General features: G+C 63.3%; 36 protein-coding genes and 1 pseudogene. 2 read left to right on the plus strand and 35 right to left on the minus strand.

Annotated elements, in window-relative coordinates; genetic code table 11:
• Positions 1 to 5: 5 nt before the first annotated feature.
• Complete coding sequence (rng, locus tag ABIC75_RS06500) at positions 6 to 1,496, minus strand: ribonuclease G (RefSeq protein ID WP_354013015.1); 1,491 nt, start codon at positions 1,494 to 1,496, stop codon at positions 6 to 8.
• 179 nt (positions 1,497 to 1,675) lie between these two features.
• Here rng and ABIC75_RS06505 point away from each other — a divergent pair, with 179 nt between their 5' ends.
• A complete protein-coding gene (locus tag ABIC75_RS06505; protein ID WP_354013016.1) occupies positions 1,676 to 2,173 on the plus strand; it encodes a mismatch-specific DNA-glycosylase in 498 nt (165 codons plus the stop codon).
• On the opposite strand, the gene ABIC75_RS06510 is transcribed toward ABIC75_RS06505, so the two are convergent.
• On the minus strand, positions 2,170 to 3,063 hold the full coding sequence (locus tag ABIC75_RS06510; RefSeq protein WP_354013017.1) for a LysR family transcriptional regulator: 894 nt from the start codon (positions 3,061 to 3,063) through the stop codon (positions 2,170 to 2,172). The genes ABIC75_RS06505 and ABIC75_RS06510 overlap by 4 nt on opposite strands.
• Before the next feature lie 90 nt (positions 3,064 to 3,153).
• Here ABIC75_RS06510 and ABIC75_RS06515 point away from each other — a divergent pair, with 90 nt between their 5' ends.
• Positions 3,154 to 4,134, plus strand: coding sequence for an NAD-dependent epimerase/dehydratase family protein (locus ABIC75_RS06515; protein WP_354013018.1), 981 nt, complete (start codon positions 3,154 to 3,156; stop codon positions 4,132 to 4,134).
• A gap of 15 nt (positions 4,135 to 4,149) precedes the next feature.
• Here ABIC75_RS06515 and ABIC75_RS06520 read toward each other — a convergent pair whose 3' ends face one another.
• The 33 genes and pseudogenes from ABIC75_RS06520 to ABIC75_RS06680 all read right to left on the minus strand — a co-directional run.
• Positions 4,150 to 5,433 carry a c-type cytochrome gene (locus ABIC75_RS06520; RefSeq protein WP_354013019.1) on the minus strand — a complete coding sequence of 428 codons (1,284 nt, stop codon included), beginning with the start codon at positions 5,431 to 5,433 and terminating at the stop codon, positions 4,150 to 4,152.
• Positions 5,430 to 6,188, minus strand: coding sequence for a c-type cytochrome (locus ABIC75_RS06525; protein ID WP_354013020.1), 759 nt, complete (start codon positions 6,186 to 6,188; stop codon positions 5,430 to 5,432). The genes ABIC75_RS06520 and ABIC75_RS06525 overlap by 4 nt, the downstream gene beginning before the upstream one ends.
• A gap of 173 nt (positions 6,189 to 6,361) precedes the next feature.
• Entirely contained in the window at positions 6,362 to 8,044 is a 1,683-nt protein-coding gene (locus ABIC75_RS06530) for an MASE1 domain-containing protein (protein ID WP_354013021.1), read from the minus strand.
• Positions 8,045 to 8,274: 230 nt separating this feature from the next.
• Positions 8,275 to 9,660, minus strand: a complete 1,386-nt coding sequence (locus ABIC75_RS06535) for a class II 3-deoxy-7-phosphoheptulonate synthase (RefSeq protein ID WP_354013022.1) — start codon at positions 9,658 to 9,660, stop codon at positions 8,275 to 8,277.
• Positions 9,661 to 9,675: 15 nt separating this feature from the next.
• Positions 9,676 to 10,173, minus strand: a complete 498-nt coding sequence (locus ABIC75_RS06540) for a disulfide bond formation protein B (RefSeq protein ID WP_354013023.1) — start codon at positions 10,171 to 10,173, stop codon at positions 9,676 to 9,678.
• 318 nt (positions 10,174 to 10,491) lie between these two features.
• Positions 10,492 to 10,872, minus strand: coding sequence for a 50S ribosomal protein L17 (gene rplQ, locus ABIC75_RS06545; protein WP_354013024.1), 381 nt, complete (start codon positions 10,870 to 10,872; stop codon positions 10,492 to 10,494).
• Positions 10,873 to 11,177: 305 nt separating this feature from the next.
• Positions 11,178 to 12,176: a DNA-directed RNA polymerase subunit alpha gene (locus tag ABIC75_RS06550; protein ID WP_026033857.1), complete on the minus strand. Its 999-nt coding sequence runs from the start codon at positions 12,174 to 12,176 to the stop codon at positions 11,178 to 11,180.
• A gap of 16 nt (positions 12,177 to 12,192) precedes the next feature.
• On the minus strand, positions 12,193 to 12,819 hold the full coding sequence (rpsD, locus tag ABIC75_RS06555) for a 30S ribosomal protein S4 (RefSeq protein ID WP_354013025.1): 627 nt from the start codon (positions 12,817 to 12,819) through the stop codon (positions 12,193 to 12,195).
• 11 nt (positions 12,820 to 12,830) lie between these two features.
• Positions 12,831 to 13,217 (minus strand): 30S ribosomal protein S11, encoded by a 387-nt coding sequence (gene rpsK / locus ABIC75_RS06560; RefSeq protein WP_007513384.1) that lies wholly within the window; start codon positions 13,215 to 13,217, stop codon positions 12,831 to 12,833.
• 12 nt (positions 13,218 to 13,229) lie between these two features.
• Positions 13,230 to 13,586: a 30S ribosomal protein S13 gene (rpsM, locus tag ABIC75_RS06565; RefSeq protein WP_019464879.1), complete on the minus strand. Its 357-nt coding sequence runs from the start codon at positions 13,584 to 13,586 to the stop codon at positions 13,230 to 13,232.
• Positions 13,587 to 13,723: 137 nt separating this feature from the next.
• Positions 13,724 to 15,049 carry a preprotein translocase subunit SecY gene (secY, locus tag ABIC75_RS06570; protein ID WP_354013026.1) on the minus strand — a complete coding sequence of 442 codons (1,326 nt, stop codon included), beginning with the start codon at positions 15,047 to 15,049 and terminating at the stop codon, positions 13,724 to 13,726.
• Between the two features lie 4 nt (positions 15,050 to 15,053).
• Positions 15,054 to 15,491 (minus strand): 50S ribosomal protein L15, encoded by a 438-nt coding sequence (gene rplO / locus ABIC75_RS06575; RefSeq protein ID WP_199045596.1) that lies wholly within the window; start codon positions 15,489 to 15,491, stop codon positions 15,054 to 15,056.
• Positions 15,491 to 15,688 carry a 50S ribosomal protein L30 gene (gene rpmD / locus ABIC75_RS06580; protein WP_114239844.1) on the minus strand — a complete coding sequence of 66 codons (198 nt, stop codon included), beginning with the start codon at positions 15,686 to 15,688 and terminating at the stop codon, positions 15,491 to 15,493. Before rpmD ends, rplO begins: the two co-directional genes overlap by 1 nt.
• Positions 15,681 to 16,190, minus strand: a complete 510-nt coding sequence (rpsE, locus tag ABIC75_RS06585; RefSeq protein WP_114239845.1) for a 30S ribosomal protein S5 — start codon at positions 16,188 to 16,190, stop codon at positions 15,681 to 15,683. Before rpsE ends, rpmD begins: the two co-directional genes overlap by 8 nt.
• Positions 16,191 to 16,306: 116 nt before the next feature.
• Positions 16,307 to 16,660 (minus strand): 50S ribosomal protein L18, encoded by a 354-nt coding sequence (gene rplR / locus ABIC75_RS06590; protein WP_354013027.1) that lies wholly within the window; start codon positions 16,658 to 16,660, stop codon positions 16,307 to 16,309.
• Between the two features lie 29 nt (positions 16,661 to 16,689).
• A complete protein-coding gene (gene rplF / locus ABIC75_RS06595; protein WP_354013028.1) occupies positions 16,690 to 17,217 on the minus strand; it encodes a 50S ribosomal protein L6 in 528 nt (175 codons plus the stop codon).
• 10 nt (positions 17,218 to 17,227) lie between these two features.
• A complete protein-coding gene (gene rpsH, locus ABIC75_RS06600) occupies positions 17,228 to 17,623 on the minus strand; it encodes a 30S ribosomal protein S8 (RefSeq protein WP_324861378.1) in 396 nt (131 codons plus the stop codon).
• Positions 17,624 to 17,847: 224 nt separating this feature from the next.
• Positions 17,848 to 18,153 (minus strand): 30S ribosomal protein S14, encoded by a 306-nt coding sequence (gene rpsN, locus ABIC75_RS06605; protein WP_354013029.1) that lies wholly within the window; start codon positions 18,151 to 18,153, stop codon positions 17,848 to 17,850.
• Positions 18,154 to 18,171: 18 nt separating this feature from the next.
• On the minus strand, positions 18,172 to 18,714 hold the full coding sequence (gene rplE / locus ABIC75_RS06610; protein WP_354013030.1) for a 50S ribosomal protein L5: 543 nt from the start codon (positions 18,712 to 18,714) through the stop codon (positions 18,172 to 18,174).
• Positions 18,715 to 18,726: 12 nt separating this feature from the next.
• Entirely contained in the window at positions 18,727 to 19,041 is a 315-nt protein-coding gene (gene rplX / locus ABIC75_RS06615; RefSeq protein WP_267223670.1) for a 50S ribosomal protein L24, read from the minus strand.
• Between the two features lie 14 nt (positions 19,042 to 19,055).
• Complete coding sequence (rplN, locus tag ABIC75_RS06620; protein ID WP_038620422.1) at positions 19,056 to 19,424, minus strand: 50S ribosomal protein L14; 369 nt, start codon at positions 19,422 to 19,424, stop codon at positions 19,056 to 19,058.
• 14 nt (positions 19,425 to 19,438) lie between these two features.
• Positions 19,439 to 19,699 carry a 30S ribosomal protein S17 gene (gene rpsQ / locus ABIC75_RS06625; protein WP_354013031.1) on the minus strand — a complete coding sequence of 87 codons (261 nt, stop codon included), beginning with the start codon at positions 19,697 to 19,699 and terminating at the stop codon, positions 19,439 to 19,441.
• Between the two features lie 12 nt (positions 19,700 to 19,711).
• Positions 19,712 to 19,897: a 50S ribosomal protein L29 gene (rpmC, locus tag ABIC75_RS06630; RefSeq protein WP_046972906.1), complete on the minus strand. Its 186-nt coding sequence runs from the start codon at positions 19,895 to 19,897 to the stop codon at positions 19,712 to 19,714.
• Between the two features lies 1 nt (position 19,898).
• Complete coding sequence (rplP, locus tag ABIC75_RS06635) at positions 19,899 to 20,312, minus strand: 50S ribosomal protein L16 (protein ID WP_019464892.1); 414 nt, start codon at positions 20,310 to 20,312, stop codon at positions 19,899 to 19,901.
• A gap of 12 nt (positions 20,313 to 20,324) precedes the next feature.
• Positions 20,325 to 21,074, minus strand: coding sequence for a 30S ribosomal protein S3 (gene rpsC / locus ABIC75_RS06640; RefSeq protein WP_046972907.1), 750 nt, complete (start codon positions 21,072 to 21,074; stop codon positions 20,325 to 20,327).
• A gap of 14 nt (positions 21,075 to 21,088) precedes the next feature.
• Positions 21,089 to 21,424, minus strand: coding sequence for a 50S ribosomal protein L22 (gene rplV, locus ABIC75_RS06645; RefSeq protein ID WP_204634038.1), 336 nt, complete (start codon positions 21,422 to 21,424; stop codon positions 21,089 to 21,091).
• The gene (gene rpsS / locus ABIC75_RS06650) at positions 21,424 to 21,696 is read right to left on the minus strand and encodes a 30S ribosomal protein S19 (protein ID WP_046972909.1); all 273 of its coding nucleotides are present in this window, start codon (positions 21,694 to 21,696) and stop codon (positions 21,424 to 21,426) included. The genes rplV and rpsS overlap by 1 nt, the downstream gene beginning before the upstream one ends.
• Positions 21,697 to 21,708: 12 nt before the next feature.
• A complete protein-coding gene (rplB, locus tag ABIC75_RS06655; RefSeq protein ID WP_354013032.1) occupies positions 21,709 to 22,530 on the minus strand; it encodes a 50S ribosomal protein L2 in 822 nt (273 codons plus the stop codon).
• Positions 22,531 to 22,548: 18 nt separating this feature from the next.
• Positions 22,549 to 22,842, minus strand: a complete 294-nt coding sequence (gene rplW, locus ABIC75_RS06660; RefSeq protein WP_046972911.1) for a 50S ribosomal protein L23 — start codon at positions 22,840 to 22,842, stop codon at positions 22,549 to 22,551.
• Positions 22,839 to 23,441 (minus strand): 50S ribosomal protein L4, encoded by a 603-nt coding sequence (rplD, locus tag ABIC75_RS06665; RefSeq protein ID WP_354013033.1) that lies wholly within the window; start codon positions 23,439 to 23,441, stop codon positions 22,839 to 22,841. The genes rplW and rplD overlap by 4 nt, the downstream gene beginning before the upstream one ends.
• 11 nt (positions 23,442 to 23,452) lie before the next feature.
• Positions 23,453 to 24,094, minus strand: a complete 642-nt coding sequence (gene rplC, locus ABIC75_RS06670) for a 50S ribosomal protein L3 (RefSeq protein WP_109126895.1) — start codon at positions 24,092 to 24,094, stop codon at positions 23,453 to 23,455.
• A gap of 20 nt (positions 24,095 to 24,114) precedes the next feature.
• Positions 24,115 to 24,426, minus strand: a complete 312-nt coding sequence (gene rpsJ / locus ABIC75_RS06675; protein ID WP_017461875.1) for a 30S ribosomal protein S10 — start codon at positions 24,424 to 24,426, stop codon at positions 24,115 to 24,117.
• Positions 24,427 to 24,914: 488 nt separating this feature from the next.
• Positions 24,915 to 25,008: pseudogene (locus ABIC75_RS06680) on the minus strand (hypothetical protein); the annotation flags it as partial.

Genomic DNA, 25,008 nt, shown 5'->3' on the forward strand with positions numbered 1-25,008 from the left:
GCGTCTTAAAGCAGAACCACATCGAACTGTTCCTGCGAATAATGCTCTTCGGCCTGAAAGCGTATGCTTTTGGAGATGAACTCTTCCAATTCGGCCACCGCGACGGACTCTTCCTCCAGGATGCGGCCGACCACTTTCGGGCTGGCCATCACCAGTAGTTTTTCGGTGTTGAACTGGCGCACCGCGCGGGTGATCTCGCGGAAGATCTCGTAGGTCACGGTTTCAGCGGTCTTGAGGGTGCCGCGCCCGCTGCAGGCCGGGCACGGTTCGCACAATTGGCGCTCCAGGCTTTCGGTGGTGCGCTTGCGCGTCATCTCCACCAGGCCCAGGGCCGACATGGGGTACACCGTGGTCTTGGCGTGGTCGCGCAGCAGGCCCTTTTCGAGCATGCGCAACACCTGGCGCCGGTGTTCCTCGTCCGTCATGTCGATGAAGTCGATGATGATGATGCCGCCCAGGTTGCGTAGCCGGAGTTGGCGTGCCGCGGCTTGTGCGGCTTCCAGGTTGGTCCGGTAAACGGTTTCCTCGAGATTTCGCGTACCGACGTAGCCGCCGGTATTGACGTCGATGGTGGTCATCGCCTCGGTCTGGTCGACGATGAGGTAACCGCCCGACTTGAGCGGCACCTCCTTCTTCAGGGCGCGCTGGATTTCGTCTTCCACGCCGTAGAGGTCGAAGATGGGGCGCTCGCCGGAGTAGTGCTCAATGCGGTCGTCCAGCTGCGGCATGAACTTGTGTACGAACTTCACGACCTTGTCGAAGGTCTCGCGCGAATCCACGCGCACCTTCTCGATGTCGTCGTTGAGCATGTCGCGCAGGCTGCGCAGCGGCAGCGACAGCTCCTCGTACACCCGCTCGCCGACCTTGGCCTTGGCGATGTTTTCCTGCACCACGCGCCATACCTTGCCCAGGTAGGTGACGTCGAACGCGAGCGATTCGGCGGTCTGCCCCTCGGCGTTGGTGCGCACGATGTAACCCAGCGGGTTCTCGCCGATCAGCGAGTTGAGCACTTCCTTGAGGCGCTGGCGCTCGGCCTCCTCCTCGATGCGCGCCGAGATGCCGAGCGTGCGCGCGTGTGGCAGCAGCACCAGGTAGCGGGAAGGAATCGACAGATGGGTGGAAAGCCGGGCGCCCTTGGTGCCGATCGGGTCCTTCACCACCTGCACCACGATTTCCTGGCCTTCGTGCACCAGTTCGCTGATGGAGGGCGTGTGGCCATTGCAGGCGCCGGGGCTCACTTCCGCCCCTTCTGCGCTGGGCGGCGACGGCGGACGCACGATGTCCGAGGCGTGCAAGAAAGCCGCACGCTCCAGCCCGATGTCGACGAAGACCGCCTGCATGCCGGGCATCACGCGCTGCACGCGCCCCTTGTATACGTTGCCCACGTAACCTCGGCGGGAGGCCCGCTCGACGTGCACCTCCTGCAACATGCCGTTTTCGACCACGCCGACGCGCGTCTCGCGAGGGGTCACGTTGATCAGGATTTCTTCGCTCACCGGTGACTCCAATGCGTGGGCGATCTTTATAGCGGCATGACGCGCACACTGTCGATGCGTGTAAGAACCTGTCGCGCGCGCCGTCAGCCACGCCGCCAACCAGCGCGCAAATCACGGATTTGGTGTACCGGCGAGTGTTCCATTGGGTGGGTATGGAACGACCCGCTATGCTTGGGCGAATGCCCGACCCGATTCTTCCCGACGTGCTCCAGCCAGGCCTTGCCCTGGTGTTCTGCGGTACCGCTGCCGGACGCCGCTCCGCCGAGGAAGGCGCCTACTACGCGCATCCCGGCAACCTGTTCTGGCGCACGCTGCACGCCGTGGCGCTCACGCCCCGGCTGTTTGCGCCTGCCGAGTTTCCGTTGCTTCCCGCGCTCGGCATCGGCCTGACCGACGTGGCCAAGCACCATATGGGCAACGATGACCAGCTTCCGCGCGATGCCTTCGACGTCGCTGCGCTGCGCGAACGCATCGAACGCCACGCGCCACGCGTGCTGGCCTTCACCAGCAAGGCGGCGGCACGTGCGGCGCTGGGCAAGGTGGCGGGCTACGGGCTCCAGCAGGAGCGCATCGGCGACACGCAACTGTTCGTGCTGCCCTCGCCCTCCGGGCAGGCGCGCGGGCATTGGGATGTCGCCCACTGGCAGGCCTTGGCCTCCCTGGTGCGCGGGCGCTAGGCGCGCGCGTACTGCTCCAGTGCCGCGGCGAGATGGTCGAACAGCCGGCGCACCCGCAGGCTGGGGCGCAGGTCTTCATGCATGACCACCCAGGCTTCCAGCGGCAGCGACACCTGGGCTGGGAACAGGCGCACCAGCAGCGGATCGCGCCGCATCAGGTTTACCTGCGCAATGCCGATGCCGAAGCCGGCGCGGATGGCGGCCAGGGCGGTAAGGTCGCTGTCGGTGCGGAGCGCAAACTGCTCCCGCGCGTAGGGCAGGCCCTCGGGCCGCAGGCGCCGGATGTAGGGCGTTTCCGTGTCGAAGCCGATCAAGGTATGCCCGGTCAGTTCGGCGAGCGTCTGCGGGTGGCCGTGGGCATCCAGATAGCGTCGATGGGCGAACATGCCCAGCTCCACCCGGCCCACGTGGCGGGCGATCAAGGCGTCCTGCGTCGGCTGGACCATGCGGATGGCGATGTCGGCATCGCGCCTCAACAGGTCGGCCGCCGTGTTGGATGGCGCCAACTCGATCACGATGCCCGGATGGCGTTCGCGGAACTCGGTGAGGATGGGCGGCAGCACTTCGGCGCCGATTACCTCGCTGGCCGTGAGCCGCACGGTGCCGCCCACGTCTTCCCGACCGGCAGAAGCGGTGCGCCGCAGGGCGGCGGACGCGGATGCCATGGCTTGCGCGTGCGGCACCAGTTCTCGCGCCAGCTCTGTCGGCACCAGGCCCTGTGGCGAGCGGGCGAACAGCGCGGCACCCAGGGCGGCTTCCAGTTCGCGCATGTGGCGACCCAGGCTGGGCTGGGTCATGCCCAGCGCGCGAGCCGCGCCAGACAGGCTGCCTTCCCGCATCACGGCGAGGAAGGAACGGTAGAGCTCCCAACCGGGTTCAATGTCAGCCATGCATATCTGTATAGCAGATCTTCGACATTAGGTAATTTTCTTTGAGCCGCCCGCCCCGCAAGCTGGCGTCCTCTCAACGAGGACTTCGTCATGCAGACACAGCGAACGGCTCTGGTGATTGGTGCCAACGGCGGCATCGGCCACGAAACTTGCCTGGCTTTGCTCAGGCACGGCTGGCGGGTGCGCGCCCTGGTGCGCAAGGCTCTCACGATCGAACAAGGCGGCATCGACTGGCGAACCGGCGACGCCATGAAGCGCGCCGACGTGGTCGAGGCAGCGGCCGGCGTGGATGTGATCGTGCACGCGGTGAATCCACCGGGTTACCGGGCATGGAACCGGCTGGTGCTGCCGATGATGGACAACACCATCGCTGCCGCCCGCGCCCACGATGCCCGCATCGTGCTGCCCGGTACCGTCTACAACTACGGCCCGGATGCCTTTCCCTTGCTTCGCGAGGACACGCCGCAACACCCGCAGACACGCAAGGGGGAAATTCGCGTGGCCATGGAGCAGCGCTTGCAGGCCGCGTCGGACACGGGCACGCGCGTGCTCGTACTCCGCTGCGGCGATTTCTTCGGCCCACGTGCCGGCAACAACTGGTTTGCGCAGGGCCTGATGCAGGCCGGCAAACCGGTGACGCGCGTGACCTACCCCGGCGACTACGCCATCGGCCACAGCTGGGCGTATCTGCCCGACGTCGCCGAAACGTTGGCGCGCCTATTGGATCGCGAAGCGGAGCTGCCGCGCTTCGAACGTTTCCACTTCGGCGGTTATTGGGTGGATGGCCACGCGATGCTCGACGCCGTGCGTCGTGGTGCCGCTGACCAGAGCATCAAGGCGGGCCAATTTCCCTGGTGGCTGGCGCAGTTGATGTCGCCGTTCAACGAAACCATGCGCGAGCTCTGCAAGATGCGTTATCTGTGGCGTGAGCGCGTTCAACTGGATGACAGCAAGCTCAGGGCGTTTCTTGGTACGGACGTCCATACGCCTTTCGATGAAGCGGTGCGCGCGGCGCTCATCGGCGCCGGTTGCGTCGCCGGAACGCCGTCCCACGCACCGGCAACCGCCTGACGCACGCTACGCCGATCAGTCGATCGGCGTGTGGCGATACTTCACCACGTCGCGCTCCAGCACCACTGACGCCGTGTTCGACCACGAGCGGCGAATATAGGTCACCACCGCGGCAACATCGGCATCGCTGAGCTGCTGCGCAAACGGCGGCATGGAGTAAGGACGCGGATTGCCTTGCGTCACCGGCGCAAAACCGCCGAGCAGGATCACGCGCATCGCATTGATGCCGGTCGGTTCGTTCACCGATGAGTTGCCGTTGAGCGGCGGGTAGATGCCGGCCACGCCGTTGCCGTCCTTGCCGTGGCAATCTGCGCAACGTTCGCCATAGACCTTGGCGCCCTGCGCCATGATGGCGCGCGTGTCGATCTGCAACGCCTCCGGCGCATTGGCAGGCCGCGCCGGCAATGACTGCAGGTAGGTGGCGATGGCGCGCAGGTCATCGTCGTGCAGGTGCTGCGTGCTCTGCACCACCACGTCGGCCATCGGGCCGAAGGCTGCGCCGCGCTCTGATTGTCCGGTCTTCAGCAGATCGACGATGTCCTGCTCACTCCAGCCGGCAAGACCACCATTGGCCTGCGTGCTCAGGTCAGGCGCATACCAGTTCTGCGCGGGAATTTGCCCGCCCGCCAGCGATGCCTTGCCTTCCTGGCCACCCAGCGAATCACGTGGCGCGTGGCATTCGTTGCAATGGCCAAGGCCTTGCACGAGATACGCGCCGCGATTCCACGCATCGGACTTCGACGGATCGTGCTGGAACTCGCCTTCGTGGAAGTACAACGCACGCCACGCCTTCAGGCTGCTGCGCACGCTGTAGGGAAATTCCAGCGAAGGCTGCTGGGAACGCGCATGCACGGGCGCCAACGATTGGAGGTAGGCGAACATCGCCAGCGCATCGTCGCGTGACACCTTGGTGAAGGAGGTATACGAAAACACTGGGTAGAGGAATTCACCGTGGCGCCCTTTGCCGGCATGCAGCGCCTGCCAGAAATCCTCGAAGCTCCAGTTGCCCAGGCCGGTGTCGTGATCCGGCGTGATGTTCGGCGATGGGATGTTGCCGAACGGTGTAGGCAACACGCGGCCACCGGCATAGCGGTCGCCACCCTGCGCGGTGTGGCAAGAGACGCAATCGCCCGCGATGGCGAGGTACTCGCCTTTCGCGATGAGTGCCGGATCCTTCAAGGCGGCCGCATCCACTTGGCTCGCTGCGCTGGATATGGGTTGCCTTGCCTCGTTGTGGAACCACCACCAGCCACCTGCAGCGAGCAGCGCGAGGATAACGATGACTGCGATGCGCTTCATACGCCGTCTCCCTTGTCGCCGAGCACACCGCAATGAAGCGGCGGCGTCACGCTGCCTGCGGCCTGCGCATGCATGTCGGCGGGCAGCTCACGCGTGGCCAGCCACGCCGATACGGCAGTGATGTCCGATTCGCTCAGTCGATTGGCGATCTCCGCCATGCAATCGGGCGCCACCGTGGCACGCGTCTTCGTTCGCCATGAGCCCAGTTGCGAACTGACGTAGTCGTACGGCAAACCCACCAGGCCTGGAATATCCGGTTGCACACCGGTGAGCTGGCTGCCGTGGCAGGCCTGGCAGGGCGGAATCTGTCGCGACGGATCGCCGTGCATTACCAGTGTTTCGCCGCGTTGACGTATCTCCGCCGAAATAGTGGGCACCGGCGAACGCGCGTACGGCACGTCCTGCGCAGCGAAATACTCCGCGATCTCGCGCATGTAGTCGGGGCTGAGTTGCCGCACGGTGTATTCCATCGGGCCGTATTTGCGCAGGCCGTCCTGGAAATCCTTCAGCTGTCGAGCGAGATAACCCGCGGGCTTGCCGGCGAGTCGGGGAAAGAAGCCGCTTTCCGGCGTGCCTTCGCCGTGCACGCCATGACACGCGGTGCACGCGGCGATGCGCTGCTGCAACGTGTCGGGAATGGGCGGATGCGGGGCGTCCTGCGCACTCGCGGTGCCGGCATGCGCCATCGAAGCCAACAGCATCCATGCGGCCAAGGTGCGCGCGAACTGCGACCACTTCGCTGAGAGGGTTTTCATGATTCCCCGACCTACGCGTGATGGCGCAGCGATGGAATGCTGCCGCGCCGGAACGATGGCCGATTATAGGCGCGCGCGCCGACGGCGCAGGGTGAAGCCGCCCGCCAAGGCGACTCAGCGACATCATGCCGCACGAGATTGATTCCCGTCGCGTCGACTATCGTCGGCGATGGTCAGGCGGAAGCGACGCGCGCCACCGGTGGCATGTCCTGCGCCGGTGGAGCATCAGCGCGCAAGGCGTCATGCAGCAACAATGTGACGCCGAGGTGATCGTCATTCTCGCGTTCGTGTACCACGCCGCCATAGATCAACGCGCGTTCGCGCACCGTGGCCATGCCCTGCCCGTTGGTGCCGAGCAATGACACCAGCTGACGCCATTCCGGCACCGGCCGGCCACGCAGCGAAGGCGCCGAGCGCACCGCCGTCATGCGCAACACCACCCAACGCCTGCCATGCGAGCAGCCACCGCGAATATGCACGCGAATGCGCTTCATCGGCTCGCGCGCCAGCATGTAGACCAGCACTTCGCAGGCCTGCCGGTACAGCATCATGTGCACGTCGGGCGCCAGCAGGTTGAGGCCACTGCCCGTCAACGTGCAGCCGTAAGCCGCGCCCACCAGCGATGCCGCCTTCGACAACGGACCACGCTCGAATGTCGCCGCCAAACCGTGTTCGCGCCAGGCGCGCGGATGCAAGGCATCGGCGAGGCGCTGCATTTCCATCTGCGTGAGGTCCAGATGCCGCGCGTAGGCCTGCTCCATGTTGGCGGGCAACACCGGACGCAGGCGCTCCATCATGCGGTGCTGGCCATCGCGCATCGACTGGCCCAGGCGATCGAGCGACTCGGCCACGTGACGCAGCCGCAGCTCTTCCTGATAGAGGCCCTGTTGGGCCAGCAGGAATCCGCGCTGCGCATCGTTGGTTTCCTCGTTCCCTGCTCGACCGCGTGCCGACTTGGGCGACAGCCGCGCACCCAGCATGATCAGGCTGGACACCGCGAAGGCAACGAGTGCCTGCGCCTGCATGACGGCAGGATCGCGCTCCACCGTCATGGTGAGCTCGATGGCCACACTGGCCAGCAGGCCACCGATCGCGGCGCCCTGCCAGCCGAGGCGCAGGGTGAGCCACGCCACCGGCAGGAACATGGCCATGCGGGCGATCTCCACCACATCGTCGCCGTAGCGGGTGGATGCCAGCCACATCAGCAACAGCAGCGGCGGCAGCACACCTTTCAGGCAGTCGATGACGGCAACTTTCCTCATCGAGACGACACCGGGAAGCTGCCGCTGGGACGACCAGCTACGCCAGGCGAACACCGGCGGTACCAGCGTCAGCGCGCCCAGGTAACTGCCGAGGAAGAATTCGAGCACGGTGTGCACCGTCAGCGGATGCGGCACCTCGTGGTGAAACGTCATCGTGGCGAATGACCCGCTGTTCACCAGCGTACTCACGACACTGCCGGCAAGGATGCACGTCATGAGCGCGGTCATGTTCACGCGCCCCTCCACGAACAGGGACATGCGGCGCCGGCACCATGCGATCACCGGTGCCGTCAGCATCATCGGTGACACAGCGACCGAACATGCCCAGAGTGCGCCAAAACGGTCGTGGTAGGTCCAACCCAGACCAATCAGCGGAATCGTCTCGCCGATGATCATGGCCGGCCAATAGCGGTACGGCACCAGCAACAGGCAGAGCATGCGCAGGCCGGCAATGAGGTTCCAGTGCGATGCGGAGACTTCCTTGAGCAGCGAGAATCCCACCGCGTAGGCGATGACGATGCCAAGCTGGAGAAGACCTGCATGGGACGCCGCGCGCTTCCCCGCGTCGCTGTGCCCTTTCGTTGCCGTGACCATCGAGTAGTGCCAAACCCCTGTATCAGAAACGCGCTGGACCGATCCCTTGTTGGAGGACCGGCAAGTTCGCGTGGCCAGCGTGCCCGGGATTGTCGCAGGAAACTCCCTGCACAACGCGCTGCAATGCGTCAGCCTCGCGATTCCCCTTGGGCCATGCAAAAAGAAAGCCCGGCGACGGGGCCGGGCTTTCTTTTTCACAACTTTTTTTGTGTCGGCACGTCCACCGCCCTTCAGCGGGGCGAGGATCCGACGGATTTGCGCACGATCAACATGGCCAATTCCAGCGATTGCTCGTAGTTGAGGCGTGGATCGACCATGGACTTATAGGCCCGATCCAGGTCCGCCTCGTTGAGATCGCGAGCGCCGCCCATGCATTCCGTCACGTCTTCGCCGGTGAGCTCCAGGTGCACGCCCCCCAGGCGCGTACCGGCGGACGCGTGGATATCGAAGGCCTGGTCGAGTTCGCCCCGGATGTTGTCGAAGCGGCGCGTCTTGTAGCCGTTCGAGGTCGTTTCGGTATTGCCGTGCATGGGATCGGCGACCCACAGCACCCGCCTGCCCTCGCGCTTCACGGCCTCGAGCAGCGGCGGCAAGGCCTTGCCAATGGCCGCGTTGCCCATGCGATGGATCAGCGTGAGGCGGCCCGCTTCGTCCTCGGGATTGAGCGCATCGATCAGCGGCAGCAGCTGATCAGGCGTCACCGACGGGCCAACCTTCACCGCGATCGGGTTGCGAATGCCGCGGAAGTACTCCACGTGCGCGCCATCCAGCGCCGCCGTGCGCATGCCGATCCACGGGAAATGCGTGGACAGGTTGAACCAGCCCAGGTGGCGTGGCACCTGACGCGTCAACGCCTGCTCGTAGTGCAGCAGCAGCGCCTCGTGCGAGGTGAAGAAATCCACGCGCGAGAACCCGGCGATGGGACCGGCCAGCGTCTCCATGAAACGCAGCGAATCGCCGATGGCCGCCACCATGCGACGGTATTCGGCAGCCAACGGCGAATGTTCGACCCAAGCGAGATCCCAGTATTCGGGGTGATGCAGGTCGGCGAAGCCGCCATCGATCAGCGCACGCACGAAGTTCATCGTGAGCGCCGAATGTGCGTGCGCCTGGATCAGGCGCTGCGGATCGGCGCGCCGGGCTTCCGGCGTGAATTCAGGGCTGTTGACCAGGTCGCCGCGAAAGCTCGGCAAGGTCACGCCGTCGCGCGTTTCGGTATCCGTCGAACGCGGCTTGGCGTACTGGCCGGCGAAACGACCCACGCGCAGCACCGGCTTCTTCAGCCCGTGCACCAGCACCAGGCTCATTTGAAGCAGCACCTTGAGCCGGTTGGAAATGATCGGGCTGGTGCAGTCGGCGAAACTCTCGGCACAATCGCCGCCCTGCAGCAGGAAGCGGTGTCCTTCCTGCGCTTCGGCCAGCGCCTTTTTCAGCGACAGCACTTCCCACGACGTCACCAATGGCGGCAGCGTGGCCAGCCGCCCCGTCGCACTGGCCAGCTCGAGGGCATCCTCATACAGCGGCTGCTGCAGCGCCTGCCGGCTCTGCCAGCTCTGTGGCGACCAGCCTTCGGAATCTGACGAGGAGTGAGGGGTGACGGGCATGACGTGCGACATGGGAAATAACCTTGCTCAGGCGCGCTTGCGCGTGGCGGCGTAGACGGCCGCGATCACCAGCAGCAGATACCACATCAGCGTCCACGCCGGCATCGGCAGGCCAAAGACCGGCTCAACCTTGGCGCATTCGCCCGAACCGGTGAAGACCAGCTTTAGCACTTTGGCGAACGGGAACGTATCCATCATGTAGCCGAGGTTGGGGCCACAGGCCGGAATCTGGTCCGCCGGCAGCGTCTGCAGCCACAGATGACGTCCCGCCGTGGCGATGCCGCCCAGCGCACCCAGCACGACACCGCCCGTATAGATCCAGCGTGCCCCGCCATGTGGCGCATGCACGGCGCCGAGCAGGAAAAACACTGCCATCACCATGAACGCGATGCGCTGAAAGATGCACAACGGGCACGGGATCATGTTGAGCACGTGTTCCGCATACAACGCATAGCCGAGCAGGGCAACGCAGATGACGAAACCGGCGAAACAGGTAGCGCGATACGACCAGCGAAAAGGATTCATGGCGTGACTTTGGTGCAATGCGAAAGCGGACATTACCCGCTTGCCCCGCCCCTGTCAGCCCTGTCGATTCACCCACGGCGCCGCGCCAGAACACATCAAGGCTACGTCCTGCGAGTGCGTCGTAACTTTCAACGGCAACCACGAGGGATCAGTGCTTGGCCGACCGAGTAATACGAGATGTTTGCTCACGTGCCGGATCGCGCCTCGTCGAGACTGACCAACCTCACCGGAGCCCCCACGTCGCGCCGCCACGGCCACAAAGCAAAAACCCCGGCAGGTTGCCCTGCCGGGGTTTCGCGAAACGCTGGTTGCAACCGATTACTCGGCAGCAGCGTCGGTCTGCGGACGATCGACCAGTTCAACGTACGCCATCGGAGCGTTGTCGCCCGGGCGGAAGCCGCACTTGAGGATGCGCAGGTAACCGCCGGGGCGGCTCTGGTAGCGGGGACCCAGCTCGACGAACAGCTTGCCGACGGCCTGCTTATCGCGCAGACGCGCGAAAGCGAGACGACGGTTGGCAACGCCATCGGTCTTGGCGAGCGTGATGAGCGGCTCGGCAACGCGACGGAGTTCCTTCGCCTTGGGAAGGGTGGTGCGGATCAGCTCATGCTTGATCAGCGACGCGGCCATGTTCTTGAACATGGCTTCGCGGTGGCTGCTCGTGCGGTTGAGCTTGCGACCGGATTTCTGGTGGCGCATGGCAATACTCTCTATGTCTGTTGTTATGAAAAGTCGGCGGTTAGGTCCGACTTCCCGCGGTTACCCGCTGATGAAGCCCTTCGTACTACGGGCTCTTATTGAGCAAGACGACCAAGGCTGGTCGTTTCAGGTGCCTGCAAAATCCGAGGGATGAACACTCGTCAGAGCACCAACACCGGCGGCCAAACGTGGTCGCCCAAAAAGATCGCGCGGTTTTGAAACCGCTTTTGGCAGCTGGCGAGCGCACCGAAGCACGCTCGCCAGTTTGCCGGTACAGCAGGCGGTCGCGAACGACCGCCGAAACTTCAGCCCAACTGCATGCCGTGGGACAAGCCCGGCGGCGGCCAGTTCTCGAGCTTCATACCGAGCGCGAGACCACGACCACCCAGCACGTCCTTGATTTCGGTCAGGGACTTTTTGCCGAGATTCGGCGTCTTGAGCAGTTCGACTTCCGTCTTCTGCACCAGGTCGCCGATGTAGTAGATGCTCTCGGCCTTCAGGCAGTTAGCCGAACGCACGGTGAGCTCCAGATCGTCGATCGGACGCAGCAGCAGCGGATCGAAACCGCCCTTCTCCGCCTTGTCGGTGGCGCTCTCGCGACGCGAGAAGTCACCGAACACCGACAGCTGGTCGTTGAGGATTTCCGCGGCCTTGCGAACCGCGTCTTCCGCACCGATGGTGCCGTTGGTTTCGATATCGAGCACGAGCTTGTCGAGGTTGGTGCGCTGCTCAACGCGAGCGGCGTCCACTTCGTAGGCAACGCGCAGCACCGGCGCGAACGACGCGTCGAGCTGCAGGCGGCCGATCGGACGTGCCTCATCATCCGGATGCTGGCGCGCGCTGGCCGGCTGGTAGCCGACGCCGCGACGCACCTTCAGGCGCATGTTGAGAGCGATGTCCTTGGTCAGGTGGCAGATCACATGCTCGGGGTTGATGATTTCCACCGAGTGGTCGACGGCGATATCGCCGGCGGTGACCACGCCCTTGCCCTTCTTGGACAAGGTCAGGGTGACTTCATCACCCGAATGCTGGCGAATCGCCACGTCCTTGAGGTTGAGCAGGACTTCAATGACGTCCTCCTGCAGGCCTTCCAGGGTGGTGTATTCGTGCAGCACGCCATCAATTTCCACCTCGACGATGGCAGAGCCAGGGATCGAGGAGAGCAGCACGCGGCGCAGCGCGTTGCCCAGGGTGTGGCCAAAACCACGCTCAAGCGGCTCGACCACCACCTTGGCGCGGTTGGCTCCGAGTTGCTCGACGCTGAGGCCGCGAGGGCGCAGCACGCTAGTTGACGAAACTGCCATGCAGGGCTCCGGTTGATTACTTCGAGTAAAGCTCGACGATCAGGCTCTCGTTGATGTCGGTCGGCAGATCGCCGCGGTCCGGCATCGACTTGAACGTACCTTCGAACTTCTTGCTGTCGACTTCGACCCACTGCGGACGCAGATCCATGGTGTCGAACACGGTTGCCGCTTCCTGCACGCGCAGCTGGGTGCGCGCACGCTCAGTCAGTGCAACCGCATCGCCCGGACGAACCTGGTACGACGGGATGTTCACCTTCTTGCCGTTGACCAGCACAGCCTTGTGGCTGACCAGCTGACGGGCCTGGGCGCGGGTGACCGCGAAACCCATGCGGTAAACGACGTTGTCGAGACGGCTTTCGAGCAGGCGCAGCAGGTTCTCGCCGGTGTTGCCCTTGAGGGTCGACGCCTTGGAGTAGTAATTGCTGAACTGGCGCTCGAGCACGCCATAGATACGCTTGACCTTCTGCTTTTCACGCAGCTGCAAGGCGTAGTCCGACATGCGCATGCGCTTGTTGGCGCCATGCTGGCCGGGCTTGTTTTCCAACTTGCACTTGGAGTCGATGGCGCGAGCCGGACTCTTCAGGCTGAGATCTGCACCCTCGCGGCGGGCGAGCTTGCAGGTAGCTCCACGATAACGTGCCATGGGTATGCTCCTTAGACTCGACGCTTCTTGGGGGGACGGCAGCCGTTATGCGGAATCGGCGTGACGTCGATGATGTTGAGCACCTTGTAGCCCAGCGCGTTCAACGAGCGAACGGCGGACTCACGACCCGGACCCGGGCCCTTGATGCGAACTTCCACAGTCTTCACGCCGTAGTCGCCTGCGGCGCGGCCAGCCTTTTCGGCGGCAACCTGCGCTGCAAACGGGGTCGACTTACGCGAACCGCGGAAACCCGCGCCGCCGGCAGTCGCCCACGACAGGGCATTGCCCTGGCGATCGGTGATCGTGACGATGGTGTTGTTGAAGGAGGCTTGCACGTGGGCCACGGCATCCGTGACAACGCGCTTGATCTTCTTCTTGGTCTTGACAGGCTTAGCCATGTTCGGGATCCGTTACTTCTTGATGGCGCGACGCGGGCCCTTACGGGTGCGCGCATTGGTACGCGTGCGCTGGCCGCGCACCGGCAGACCACGGCGGTGACGCAGACCGCGGTAGCAACCCAGATCCATCAGACGCTTGATGGCGATACCCACCTCGCGACGCAGATCGCCTTCGACGACGTACTTACCGATTTCGTGACGAAGCTTTTCCACTTCGCCTTCACTCAGGGACTTGATCTGCGTGGTGGGAACCACGCCAGCGTCCGCGCAGACCTTCTTGGCCCGGCTGCGGCCGATCCCGTAAATGCTCTGCAGGCCAACCCAGACATGCTTCTGGACCGGCAAATTGACACCCGCGATGCGCGCCATGATGTACTTTCTCCGATGCGTTTCGTGCGCGGTAAACGCGCAATTCTAACCTTAAACAACCCATTAGGAAAGCCCTGCGGTACCTGGGGTACCGCCGCCCTCCGACTTAGACCAACTTCACACCACCCCAGCAGCCATCAGTTGCGGCGGAGGTTGGCCTTCTTCAGCAGGCTTTCGTACTGGTGACTGACCAAGTGCGCCTGCACCTGAGCAGTGAAATCCATCACCACGACCACGACGATGAGCAGAGAGGTGCCACCGAAGTAGAACGGGACGTGCCACGCTTTTTGCATAAACGATGGAACGAGGCAGACCAGCACCAGGTACAACGCGCCAACGCCGGTAAGACGGGTCATCACATTGTCGATGTAGTCGGCCGTGGAGCGGCCCGGGCGGATGCCCGGAATCAAGGCGCCGGAGCGCTTGAGGTTGTCCGCCGTCTCCTGGGAGTTGAACACGATCGCCGTATAGAAGAAGGCGAAAGTGATCACCAGCACCGCGAAGACGATGTCGTACAGGGGCTCACCCGGGGTCAGTGCCTGGGTCAGCTCCGTCAGCCAGCGCGACTGATGCCCCTGGCCGAACCAGGTTGCCGCAGTGGCCGGGAACATCAGCAGGCTCGACGCAAAGATCGGCGGGATCACGCCCGACATGTTGATCTTGAGCGGCAGGTGCGACGTCTGGTTCATGTAGGCCCGCTGACCACCGGAGCGACGCGCGTAGTTCACGGTGATGCGCCGCTGGGCGCGCTCCATGAACACCACGAACGCCGTCACCGCGAGGATCAGGCCGACCACCATGATCATCCGGATCACGGAGAGCTCGCCGTTGCCAGCCATGGTCAGCGTGTGCGCCACGGCACCCGGCAGACCGGCCACAATACCGGCGAAGATCAGCAGCGAAATACCGTTGCCGATACCGCGCTCGGTAATCTGCTCACCCAGCCACATCAGGAACATCGTGCCCGCCGTAAGGCCGACGATCGACGCCATGATGAAACCCATGCCCGGCGTGTACACCACCGGCGCACCGCCCGCCGCGACCTGCTTCTGCAGGGCCACCGCGATGCCGAACGCCTGGAAGGCCGCCAGGCCCACCGTGCCGAAGCGGGTGTAGGTAGTCATCTTGCGACGACCCGACTCACCTTCCTTGCGCAGCGCCTGCAGGCTCGGGATCACCGAGCCCATCATCTGCACCACGATGGATGCGGAGATGTAGGGCACGACGCCGAGCGCGAACACCGAGAAGCGTGCCAGCGAGCCACCCGAGAACATGTTGAACATGTTCATCAGGCCGCCGCCCTGCTCGATCAGGTTCGTCATGGCTTCCGGGTTTACGCCCGGAACCGGGATGAAGGAACCAAGACGGAAGACGATCAGCGCACCAATCACGAAGAAGATGCGCTGACGCAGTTCCGTCAGCTTGCCGAGCGATCCGAGCGATGTGCCCTGGGCTGACGCCACGTGATTACTCCACGCTGCCGCCGGCAGCTTCGATCGCTGCCTTCGCACCGGCCGTAGCCAGCACACCCGACAGCTTCACGGCGCGGCCGATTTCGCCCTTGAGGACAACCTTGACCTTCTTGGCATGGCTGTCGATCAGACCTGCCTGGTGCAGCGCGATCGTATCGATCACGTCAGCCTTCAGGGTGGCCAGCTGGTACAGGAACACTTCCTGGCTTTCTTTCTTCTTCAGCGAGCGGAAGCCGACCTTCGGCAAGCGACGCTGCAGCGGCATCTGGCCGCCCTCGAAACCGTACTTGTGGGTGCCGCCCGCGCGAGCGTGCTGACCCTTGTGACCGCGACCGGCGGTCTTGCCCAGGCCCGAACCGATACCGCGACCCACGCGAAGGCGGGTCTTGCGGGAACCGGCGGCCGGCTTGATGTCGTTAAGACGCATGGTGATTACTCCTCAACCCGCACGAGGTAATAGACCGTGTTGATCAGGCCGCGGACCTGCGGGCTGTCCTTCAGTTCACGGACGTCGTTGAGCTTGTTCAGGCCGAGCGCCTTGACGCTCAGGCGGTGACGGCTCTGCACGCCGCGCAGGCCCTTGACCAGGCGCACGCGCACGGTGGCGGCGGTTTCGTTGTTCTTAGCCATTGCCCAGCACCTCTTCCAGGGTCTTGCCACGCTTGGCAGCGATCTGCTTCGGCGAAGCGACGGCCTGCAGGCCCTTGATGGTCGCGCGGACCAGGTTGATCGGGTTGCGCGAACCGACGGCCTTGGCCAGCACGTTCTTCACGCCTACCACTTCCAGCACGGCGCGCATGGCACCGCCGGCAATGACGCCGGTACCTTCGGAAGCCGGCTGCATGAACACGCGGGCGGCGCCGTGGTTGGCCTTGATGGCGTACCACAGGGTGCCGTTGTTCAGGTCGATGCTCACCATGTTGCGACGGGCGCGGTCCATGGCCTTGGAGATGGCGACCGGCACTTCACGCGCCTTGCCATAGCCAAAACCCACGCGGCCTTCGCCATCGCCGACGACGGTCAGCGCGGTGAAGCTCATCTGGCGGCCACCCTTGACGGTCTTGGCCACGCGGTTGACGGCGATCAGCTTTTCGAGCAGGCCGTCTGAATTTTCGCGATCGGTAGAAGACATGTTCTTTTCCGTATGCCCGGCGAACCGGGACTTTGCTTGCGGCTGTGCCGCTTGGAGTTGTGGGTACTTCTGTTGGCATCAAGTGCCAGCGAACCGGCACCCGATACCGAGCGGCCTTAGAACTTCAGGCCGGCTTCGCGAGCCGCATCGGCCAGCGCCTTGATACGACCGTGGTAGCGGAAGCCCGAGCGATCGAACGCCACGGACTCGACGCCGGCAGCCAGCGCGCGCTCGGCAACCGCCTTGCCCACGGCAGCGGCAGCGGTCAGGTTCTTGGTGCCCTTGAGGCCTTCGGCAACCGACTTCTGCACCGTGGAGGCAGCGGCCACCACGTTGGTGCCCGAGGCGTCGAACACCTGGGCGTAAAGGTGCTGACCGGTACGGTGGACCGACAGGCGTGCCACACCGAGCTTGCGGATGTGGGAGCGAGTGGCCTTGGCGCGACGCAGGCGGGATTCGTTCTTGTTCATCGTGTTCTCTCCAGGAAGCGGATAGGCGATTAAGCCTTCTTGGCTTCCTTCAGGGTGATCTTCTCGCCGGAGTAGCGCACGCCCTTGCCCTTGTAGGGCTCCGGCGGACGGAAGCCGCGGATCTTGGCGGCCACCTCACCCACGCGCTGCTTGTCCGAACCCTTGATGAGGATTTCGGTCTGCGACGGGGTTTCGATGGTGATGCCTTCCGGGGCGTCGAACACGACCGGATGCGAGAAGCCCAGGGCGATATTCAGCGACTTGCCGGCCATCGAGGCACGGTAGCCCACGCCGACCAGCTCAAGCTTGCGCTCGTAACCGTCGGATACGCCCTTGACCATGTTGGCCAGCAGAGCGCGCAGCGTGCCGCCGAACTTGTCGTCCGCGCCTTCGGCGAGAACGATGTTGGCCACGCCATTGTCGATGTTGATCGAGGCGCCCGGCAGGTGATGGATCGCCAGGGTGCCCTTCGGGCCCTTGACGGAAATGCCGTTGGCGTCGGACTTGATTTCAACGCCCTTGGGCAGGTTGATCGGTTTCTTGGCAACGCGGGACATCGTCGGCTCCTTATGCGACCTGGCCGATGACTTCGCCGCCCAGACCCTTGGCACGGGCCTGCGCGTCGGTCAGCAGACCGGCGGAAGTCGAGATGATCGAGATACCCAGGCCGCCGAGGACCTTCGGCAGCTCGTCCTTGCCACGGTAAACGCGGAGACCGGAACGGCTGACACGGGTAATGGTTTCAATGGCCGGACGGCCTTCGAAATACTTGAGCTTGATCTCGAGCACCGGCTTGCCTTCCGCAGTGGAGGCCTTGGCGTCGAGGATGTAGCCCTCATTCTTGAGAAGGTTGGCGATGGCCACCTTCAGCTTCGACGACGGCATGTTTACGGCCTGCTTGCCCGTGAGCTGGGCATTGCGGATGCGCGTAAACAGATCGGCGATGGGATCAGTCATGCTCATGAAAACATCCTTCAGAGTGCACCGATATCCGAAAAACCGGAAATCTGTTTTGAGTTGTATGCCGGCACAGAGCCAGCCTGCAGGTACGCAGACCGACGACTATAGCAGCATTTTTCCGACTTTGCGAATAACGGCGCGTAATCGCGCCAACGGCGGCAGACCTGGGCCTGCCGCCGCATTGGAACGGGGTTGGATTGGCGCCCCACCCCATCCAGTTTTGGGTCTTACCAGCTGGCCTTGCGCAGGCCAGGCACGTCGCCACGCATGGTGGCTTCGCGCAGCTTGTTACGGCCGAGGCCGAACTTCTGATACACGGCGCGCGGACGACCGGTCAGGGCGCAACGGGTGCGCTGACGGGACGGGCTGGCGTCACGCGGCTGCTTCTGCAGCTTGGTCTGGGCTTCCATCTTCTCCTCGTAGGAGGCGGTGGGGCTCAGCACGATGGCCTTCAGTTCGGCGCGCTTGGCGGCGTACTTCTTGGCGAGCTTGGTCCGCTTGAGGTCGCGGTTAACCATTGAGGTCTTTGCCATGGGTCTGTCGCGGCTCTCTTAGTTGCGGAACGGGAAGCTGAAGGCTTCCAGCAGCGCCTTGGCTTCTTCGTCGGACTTGGCCGTGGTGGTGATGGAGATATCCATACCGCGCATGGCGTCAACCGTATCGAAGTCGATTTCCGGGAAAATGATCTGCTCTTTGACGCCGAAGTTGTAGTTACCACGGCCATCGAAAGCGCGACCCGACACACCACGGAAGTCGCGCGTACGCGGCAGCGAGATGTTGATCAGGCGATCGAGGAATTCCCACATCTGCGCGCGGCGCAGCGTGACCTTGCAGCCGATCGGCCAGCCATCGCGGATCTTGAACGAGGCAACCGACACGCGGGCCTTGGTCTGGATCGGCTTCTGGCCGGAGATCTTGGCCATGTCGGCCACGGCGTTCTCGAGCACTTTCTTGTTGCCCGCCGCTTCGCCCACGCCCATGTTCAGCGTGATCTTGGTGATGCGGGGAACCTGCATCACGTTCTGGTAACCAAAACGCTCGGTGAGCTTCTTGATGACCTGGTCTTTGTAAAACGTTTCGAGACGCGTCGTCATAACGTAGATTCCTTACGCGTCCACAACTTCGCCGGAGGACTTGAACACGCGCACCTTACGCCCATCAGAGAGCGTCTTGGCGCCAACGCGTTCACCCTTGCCCGTGGCGGAGTTGAACAGCTGGACGTTGGAGATGTGGATCGAAGCCTCACGCTCGACGATGCCGCCGGCCTGGTTGGCCTGCGGATTCGGCTTGGTGTGACGCTTGACCAGGTTCACGTTGGAGACGAACACGCGGTCGCCATCAACGCGCAGCACGTCGCCGCGCTGACCCTTGTTTTTGCCGGTGATCACGAGGACCTGATCACCCTTGCGGATACGGTTCATGGTCTTGTCTCCGCTCAGAGCACTTCGGGCGCGAGGGAGACGATCTTCATGAACTTCTCGCTGCGCAGCTCGCGAGTGACCGGCCCGAAGATACGGGTGCCAATCGGCTCGAGCTTGTTGTTGAGGAGGACCGCTGCGTTGCCGTCGAAACGGATCAGCGAGCCATCGGGACGGCGCACGCCCTTGGCGGTACGAACCACCACGGCGTTGTACACCTCACCCTTCTTCACCTTGCCGCGGGGGATGGCATCTTTCACGGTGACTTTGATCACGTCACCGATCGCGGCGTAACGGCGCTTGGAGCCGCCGAGCACCTTGATGCACATCAGTTCACGGGCACCGCTGTTATCGGCCGCGGAAAGCGTGCTTTGCATCTGGATCATGTCTGCACCCTCCCTTAGACGTTAGCGCGCGTGATGATTTCGACCACGCGGTGATGCTTGGTCTTGGACAAGGGACGGCATTCTGCAATGCGGACCAGGTCGCCCTCGTTCGCACCCAGGTCGTCCTGCGCGTGAAGCTTGGTCGAACGACGGATGATCTTGCCGATCAGCGGATGCTGTTCCTGGCGCTCGATCAGGACCGTCACGGTCTTGTCCATCTTGTTGCTAATGACGCGGCCCTGGAGGGTGCGCGTCTGCTTTTGGTTGTCGCTCATATCGGCCGTCCCTTACTTCTTTCCGCCGAGCACGAACTTCGTGCGGGCGATGTCGCGCCGAACGCGGCGCAGCTGGTGCGGCTGATTGAGCTGGCCGGTGCCCTTCTGCATGCGCAGATTGAACTGCTCCTTGCGGAGGTCCAGCAGATGCTTGTTCAGCTCGTCGGCCGACTTGGTGGTCAAATCTTTGATGGCCATATCACATCACCGCCCGGGTCACGAATTGGGTCTGGACCGAGAGCTTGGCCGCGGCCAGGCGGAACGCCTCGCGTGCCGTCGCCTCGTCGATACCCTCGATTTCATAGAGCATGCGGCCCGGCTGGATCGGAGCGACCCAGTATTCAACGCCACCCTTACCGGCACCCATTCGAACTTCGATGGGCTTCTTGGTGATGGGCTTGTCCGGGTACACGCGGATCCACAGCTTGCCGCCGCGCTTCACAAAACGGGTGATGCAACGACGACCGGCCTCGATCTGACGAGCGGTCAGGGCGCCAAAGGTGGTTGCCTTCAGGCCGAACTCGCCAAAGCTGACGAGGTTCGACGAGAACGCCAGACCATCGTTACGGCCCTTGAACTGCTTACGGTATTTGGTTCGCTTAGGTTGCAGCATGGCAACTCTCCCTTACTTCGCCGTCCGCTCGCGACGGCCTTCACCGCCCTCGCGACGCTGTTCACGACGACCCTCACCACCCTCGCGGCGCGGCTGGGACTGCTCTTCCTTCGACTCCTGGCTGGCGGCTGCAAGGTCGAAGATTTCGCCCTTGTAGATCCACACCTTGATGCCGATGACGCCGTAGGTCGTATGAGCTTCGGCGGTGCCGTAGTCGATGTCGGCGCGCAGCGTATGCAGCGGCACGCGACCTTCGCGACTCCATTCGGAACGAGCAATCTCAGCGCCGTTCAAACGGCCAGAGACATTGATCTTGATACCCAGGGCGCCGAGGCGCATCGCGTTGCCGACCGAGCGCTTCATGGCGCGGCGGAACATGATGCGACGCTCCAGCTGCTGCGCGATCGACTCGGCAACCAGCTGTGCGTCCAGCTCAGGCTTGCGGACTTCACTGACGTTGATGTGCGCCGGGACGCCCATCAGGTCACTGACTTCCTTGCGCAGCTTCTCGATATCCTCGCCCTTCTTGCCGATCACCACGCCCGGACGGGCGGTGTGAATCGTCACGCGCGCGGTCTTGGCCGGACGCTCGATGAGGATCTTGGAGATGCCGGCCTGGGCCAGCTTCTTGCGCAGCATCTCGCGGACCTTGAGGTCGGCAGCGAGGTACTGGGCGTATTCGCCCTTATTGGCGTACCACTTCGAGTTCCAGTCCTTGGCAATGCCGAGGCGGATACCGGTGGGATGAACTTTATGACCCATCGTCTACGTCCTCTTTAGTTGCCAACGACCACAGTGATGTGGCTCGTGCGCTTCAGGATGCGGGAACCGCGGCCCTTGGCGCGGGCGTACATGCGCTTCATCGCCGGACCTTCGTCCACGAAGATGCGCGAGACCTTCAGCTCGTCGACATCGGCGCCGAGGTTGTTCTCGGCGTTGGCGACGGCCGACAGCAGCACCTTGCGAACGAGGGCTGCGGCCTTCTTGTTGGTGAACTGGAGCACGTCGCTGGCTCGGCCCACGGGCATGCCGCGGACCAGGTCAGCTACCAGGCGTGCCTTCTGCGCCGAAATGCGGGCGCTGCGCAGGATCGCTTTGGCTTCAGTGCTCATCACTTGCCCTTCTTGTCGCCGCCATGACCCTTGAACGTGCGGGTCGTCGCGAACTCGCCGAGCTTGTGCCCGACCATGTTCTCGTTGACCAGCACAGGGACATGCTGACGGCCGTTGTGGATGGCGATGGTCAGGCCGACCATTTCCGGCAGGATCATCGAGCGGCGCGACCAGGTCTTGATCGGACGCTTGTTATTGGCGGAAACGGCGGCTTCCACCTTCTTTACGAGGTGCAGGTCGACAAACGGACCTTTCTTTAGAGAGCGCGGCATGATCGTTTCCTATTACTTGCGACGACGCACGATGAACTGCTGGGTGCGCTTGTTCGAGCGCGTCTTGTAGCCCTTGGCCGGCGTACCCCACGGAGAAACCGGGTGACGACCGCCAGAGGTCTTGCCCTCACCACCGCCGTGCGGATGGTCGACCGGGTTCATCACCACACCGCGAACGGTGGGACGAATACCCAACCAGCGCTTGGCGCCGGCCTTGCCGAGCTTCTTCAGGCTGTGCTCGCCGTTGCCCACTTCACCGATGGTGGCGCGGCAATCGACCGGCACGCGACGCATTTCGCCGGAGCGAAGACGCAGCGTGGCGTAACCCGATTCACGAGCGACCAGCTGGACCGAAGCGCCGGCGGAACGCGCAATCTGCGCACCCTTGCCCGGACGCATTTCGATGCAGTGGATGGTCGAACCCACCGGGATCGCGCGCAGCGGCAGGCTGTTGCCAGCCTTGATCGGTGCATCGCTGCCCGACACCAGGCGATCGCCCGCCTGCACGCCCTTCGGAGCGATGATGTAACGGCGCTCGCCGTCGGCATAGCACAGCAGTGCGATGTGCGCGGTACGGTTCGGATCGTATTCAATGCGCTCGACCTGAGCAGCAATGCCTTCCTTGTCGCGCTTGAAGTCGATGATGCGGTAACGCTGCTTGTGACCACCACCCTGGTGGCGCACAGTGATGCGACCGTAATTGTTGCGACCGCCGTTCTTGGTCTTCGCTTCGGTCAACGCCGCGTACGGCGCGCCCTTGTGAAGGCCCTCGGTGCGAACGCTGACTGCGTCGCGGCGTCCGGGGGAGGTCGGCTTATGAGTGATCAGTGCCATCTCAATTCAACTCCTGGCTCAGGCTTTGGCCGACACGTCGATGGTCTGGCCATCGGCGAGGCGGACATAGGCCTTACGCTTGCCCTGGCGATTGCCAGTGCGGAAACGGAAGGACTTGACCTTGCCCTTGGCATTGACGAGGTTCACCTGTTCGACCTTGACGTCGAACATCTGCTCCACCGCTGCGCGGACATCGGCCTTGGTTGCCTCGGGGGCAACCACGAATACGTACTGGTTCTTCTCGGCCAGGCGCGCAGCCTTTTCCGAGATGTGCGGCGCACGCAGCGTATTCAGAATGCGTTCGTTGCTCATGCCAGCCACTCCTCGATCTTCTTCACCGCATCGACGGTCATGACGATGTGGTCCGAACCGACCAGGCTGACCGGGTTCAGCGCCAGCACGTCCACCACGTGGATGTACGGAATGTTGCGCGCAGCCAGGAAGGTGGCTTCGTTGGCGTCTTCCGACACCAGCAGCACGCGACCGGACACCTGCAGCTCAGCCAGCTTGGCAACCATCGCCTTGGTCTTCGGGGTGTCGATGCCGAAGCTCTCGACCACCTTCAGACGATCCTGACGAACGAGCTCGGAGAGGATCGAACGGATCGCAACGCGGTAAGCCTTGCGGTTGACCTTCTGCTCGTAGCTGCGCGGCTTGGCAGCGAAAGCGCGGCCACCACCGACAAAGATCGGTGCACGGTAGTCACCGTGACGGGCGCCGCCGCCCTTCTGCTTCTTGAACTTCTTGGTGGTGCCGGACAGTTCGCCGCGGGTGAGCTGCGACTGCGTACCGGCGCGACCGCCTGCCTGATAGGCAACGACCACCTGGTGGATCAGGGCCTGCTTGAGCTCACCGCCGAACACTTCGTCCGACACGTTGAGCGGCTTGGCGCCAATAACATTGAGTTCCATGGCGTCTCTCCTCAGCCCTTGGTCGTCGGACGGATGACGACGTCGCCACCGGTAGCACCCGGCACCGCGCCCTTCACCGCGATCAGATGACGCTCGGCGTCGACCTTGACCACTTCGAGGCCCTGCTGCGTGCGGTTCACCGCACCCATGTGGCCCGACATCTTCTTGCCCGGGAACACGCGACCCGGAGTCTGACGCTGACCGATAGAACCCGGCGCACGATGCGACAGCGAGTTACCGTGGGTCGCGTCGCCCATGGTGAAGTTGTGGCGCTTGATGGTGCCCTGGAAGCCCTTGCCCTTCGACACGCCGGCGACGTCAACGATCTGACCCACCTGGAACACGTCGTCGGCCTTGATCTCGGCGCCCACGCTGTACTTGCCGAGATCATCGGCAGACACGCGGAACTCCCAGAGACCACGACCCGGCTCAACCTTCGCCTTCGCGTAATGGCCCTTCAGCGGCTGCGTCAGCAGGCTGGCGCGCTTGACGCCGGCTGCGACCTGCACAGCGCTGTAACCATCGTTATCTTCCGTCTTCAACTGCGTAACGCGATTCGGGGTGGCTTCAATCAGCGTCACCGGAATCGAGCGTCCGTCTTCAGTGAAGAGTCGGCTCATGCCGCACTTGCGGCCAACCAGTCCGATACTCATCTTCGTATCCTGTCTCTCGCTCAACCAAGCTTGATCTGAACGTCCACGCCGGCGGCGAGGTCAAGCTTCATGAGCGCGTCCACGGTTTTGTCGTTAGGGTCGACGATGTCGAGCACGCGCTTGTGCGTACGGGTCTCGTACTGGTCGCGGGCATCTTTGTCGACGTGCGGCGACACCAGAATGGTGTAGCGCTCGATCTTGGTCGGGAGCGGAATCGGACCGAGGACCGTTGCGCCAGTGCGCTTGGCCGTCTCGACGATTTCGCTGGCCGAGCGATCGATCAAACGATGATCGTACGCCTTGAGCCGAATGCGAATCTTTTGGTTCGCCATAAACCGTGTCCTGTTATCGAAAGAACAAACTCTGTGAACCGGATGAGCTTCTCGCCCACCCGCACAACCCATTGTCGCTAGGTACTGCTTGTCGCTAGGTACTGCCAGTCGATGCGGCGAGCGACTTTCATGCCGCGAAATCGACCTTAAAAGACTAGGCAGGCCCGAAACGGGCCCGCCTAGACGGAAAAGTATAAAACGCGCGAAATGGCCAGGTCAACAAAGCGTCACGCTTCGTTGTCCAAGCCTGTTCTTGCGTGTTGGCCATCCAGGCCAGCGAACTCGAAGCACTTCCTGTGCCTCATTTCGCTGTAAGGTCGACGCATCCAAAGGTCCGTCGACAGGCAAGCTCAAAACTATAGCGTGTATTTCAACCCAAGGGAAGTGTTTTTACTTGCCCAGTGTTGAAAATGATCCTGGAATCAGCCCTTTCGGCGGATTTCCGGTCGCCGCCCGAGGGCGGCGACCGAACGGACCCTTCTTACTTCTTACTTGATGACCTTGGCCACCACGCCGGCGCCGACGGTGCGGCCACCTTCGCGGATAGCAAAGCGCAGGCCTTCGTCCATCGCGATCGGGTGG

The sequence above is a fragment of the Dyella japonica genome (assembly GCF_040545895.1).
Taxonomy (GTDB): Bacteria; Pseudomonadota; Gammaproteobacteria; order Xanthomonadales; family Rhodanobacteraceae; genus Dyella; species Dyella japonica_D.

Bases quoted from the DNA above. Each gene is read 5' to 3' on its own strand.
- ABIC75_RS06505 (WP_354013016.1), top strand. From the start codon at position 1,676: ATGCCCGACCCGATTCTTCCCGACGTGCTCCAGCCAGGCCTTGCCCTG.
- ABIC75_RS06510 (WP_354013017.1), bottom strand. From the start codon at position 3,063: ATGGCTGACATTGAACCCGGTTGGGAGCTCTACCGTTCCTTCCTCGCC.
- ABIC75_RS06515 (WP_354013018.1), top strand. From the start codon at position 3,154: ATGCAGACACAGCGAACGGCTCTGGTGATTGGTGCCAACGGCGGCATC.
- ABIC75_RS06520 (WP_354013019.1), bottom strand. From the start codon at position 5,433: ATGAAGCGCATCGCAGTCATCGTTATCCTCGCGCTGCTCGCTGCAGGT.
- ABIC75_RS06525 (WP_354013020.1), bottom strand. From the start codon at position 6,188: ATGAAAACCCTCTCAGCGAAGTGGTCGCAGTTCGCGCGCACCTTGGCC.
- ABIC75_RS06530 (WP_354013021.1), bottom strand. From the start codon at position 8,044: ATGGTCACGGCAACGAAAGGGCACAGCGACGCGGGGAAGCGCGCGGCG.
- ABIC75_RS06535 (WP_354013022.1), bottom strand. From the start codon at position 9,660: ATGTCGCACGTCATGCCCGTCACCCCTCACTCCTCGTCAGATTCCGAA.
- ABIC75_RS06540 (WP_354013023.1), bottom strand. From the start codon at position 10,173: ATGAATCCTTTTCGCTGGTCGTATCGCGCTACCTGTTTCGCCGGTTTC.
- rplQ (WP_354013024.1), bottom strand. From the start codon at position 10,872: ATGCGCCACCAGAAATCCGGTCGCAAGCTCAACCGCACGAGCAGCCAC.
- ABIC75_RS06550 (WP_026033857.1), bottom strand. From the start codon at position 12,176: ATGGCAGTTTCGTCAACTAGCGTGCTGCGCCCTCGCGGCCTCAGCGTC.
- rpsD (WP_354013025.1), bottom strand. From the start codon at position 12,819: ATGGCACGTTATCGTGGAGCTACCTGCAAGCTCGCCCGCCGCGAGGGT.
- rpsK (WP_007513384.1), bottom strand. From the start codon at position 13,217: ATGGCTAAGCCTGTCAAGACCAAGAAGAAGATCAAGCGCGTTGTCACG.
- rpsM (WP_019464879.1), bottom strand. From the start codon at position 13,586: ATGGCGCGCATCGCGGGTGTCAATTTGCCGGTCCAGAAGCATGTCTGG.
- rpmD (WP_114239844.1), bottom strand. From the start codon at position 15,688: ATGGCTAAGAACAACGAAACCGCCGCCACCGTGCGCGTGCGCCTGGTC.
- rpsE (WP_114239845.1), bottom strand. From the start codon at position 16,190: ATGTCTTCTACCGATCGCGAAAATTCAGACGGCCTGCTCGAAAAGCTG.
- rplR (WP_354013027.1), bottom strand. From the start codon at position 16,660: ATGAACAAGAACGAATCCCGCCTGCGTCGCGCCAAGGCCACTCGCTCC.
- rplF (WP_354013028.1), bottom strand. From the start codon at position 17,217: ATGTCCCGCGTTGCCAAGAAACCGATCAACCTGCCCAAGGGCGTTGAA.
- rpsH (WP_324861378.1), bottom strand. From the start codon at position 17,623: ATGAGCATGACTGATCCCATCGCCGATCTGTTTACGCGCATCCGCAAT.
- rpsN (WP_354013029.1), bottom strand. From the start codon at position 18,153: ATGGCAAAGACCTCAATGGTTAACCGCGACCTCAAGCGGACCAAGCTC.
- rplE (WP_354013030.1), bottom strand. From the start codon at position 18,714: ATGACGACGCGTCTCGAAACGTTTTACAAAGACCAGGTCATCAAGAAG.
- rplX (WP_267223670.1), bottom strand. From the start codon at position 19,041: ATGAACCGTATCCGCAAGGGTGATCAGGTCCTCGTGATCACCGGCAAA.
- rplN (WP_038620422.1), bottom strand. From the start codon at position 19,424: ATGATCCAGATGCAAAGCACGCTTTCCGCGGCCGATAACAGCGGTGCC.
- rpsQ (WP_354013031.1), bottom strand. From the start codon at position 19,699: ATGAGCGACAACCAAAAGCAGACGCGCACCCTCCAGGGCCGCGTCATT.
- rpmC (WP_046972906.1), bottom strand. From the start codon at position 19,897: ATGGCCATCAAAGATTTGACCACCAAGTCGGCCGACGAGCTGAACAAG.
- rplP (WP_019464892.1), bottom strand. From the start codon at position 20,312: ATGCTGCAACCTAAGCGAACCAAATACCGTAAGCAGTTCAAGGGCCGT.
- rpsC (WP_046972907.1), bottom strand. From the start codon at position 21,074: ATGGGTCATAAAGTTCATCCCACCGGTATCCGCCTCGGCATTGCCAAG.
- rplV (WP_204634038.1), bottom strand. From the start codon at position 21,424: ATGAGCACTGAAGCCAAAGCGATCCTGCGCAGCGCCCGCATTTCGGCG.
- rpsS (WP_046972909.1), bottom strand. From the start codon at position 21,696: ATGCCGCGCTCTCTAAAGAAAGGTCCGTTTGTCGACCTGCACCTCGTA.
- rplB (WP_354013032.1), bottom strand. From the start codon at position 22,530: ATGGCACTGATCACTCATAAGCCGACCTCCCCCGGACGCCGCGACGCA.
- rplW (WP_046972911.1), bottom strand. From the start codon at position 22,842: ATGAGCAACGAACGCATTCTGAATACGCTGCGTGCGCCGCACATCTCG.
- rplD (WP_354013033.1), bottom strand. From the start codon at position 23,441: ATGGAACTCAATGTTATTGGCGCCAAGCCGCTCAACGTGTCGGACGAA.
- rplC (WP_109126895.1), bottom strand. From the start codon at position 24,094: ATGAGTATCGGACTGGTTGGCCGCAAGTGCGGCATGAGCCGACTCTTC.
- rpsJ (WP_017461875.1), bottom strand. From the start codon at position 24,426: ATGGCGAACCAAAAGATTCGCATTCGGCTCAAGGCGTACGATCATCGT.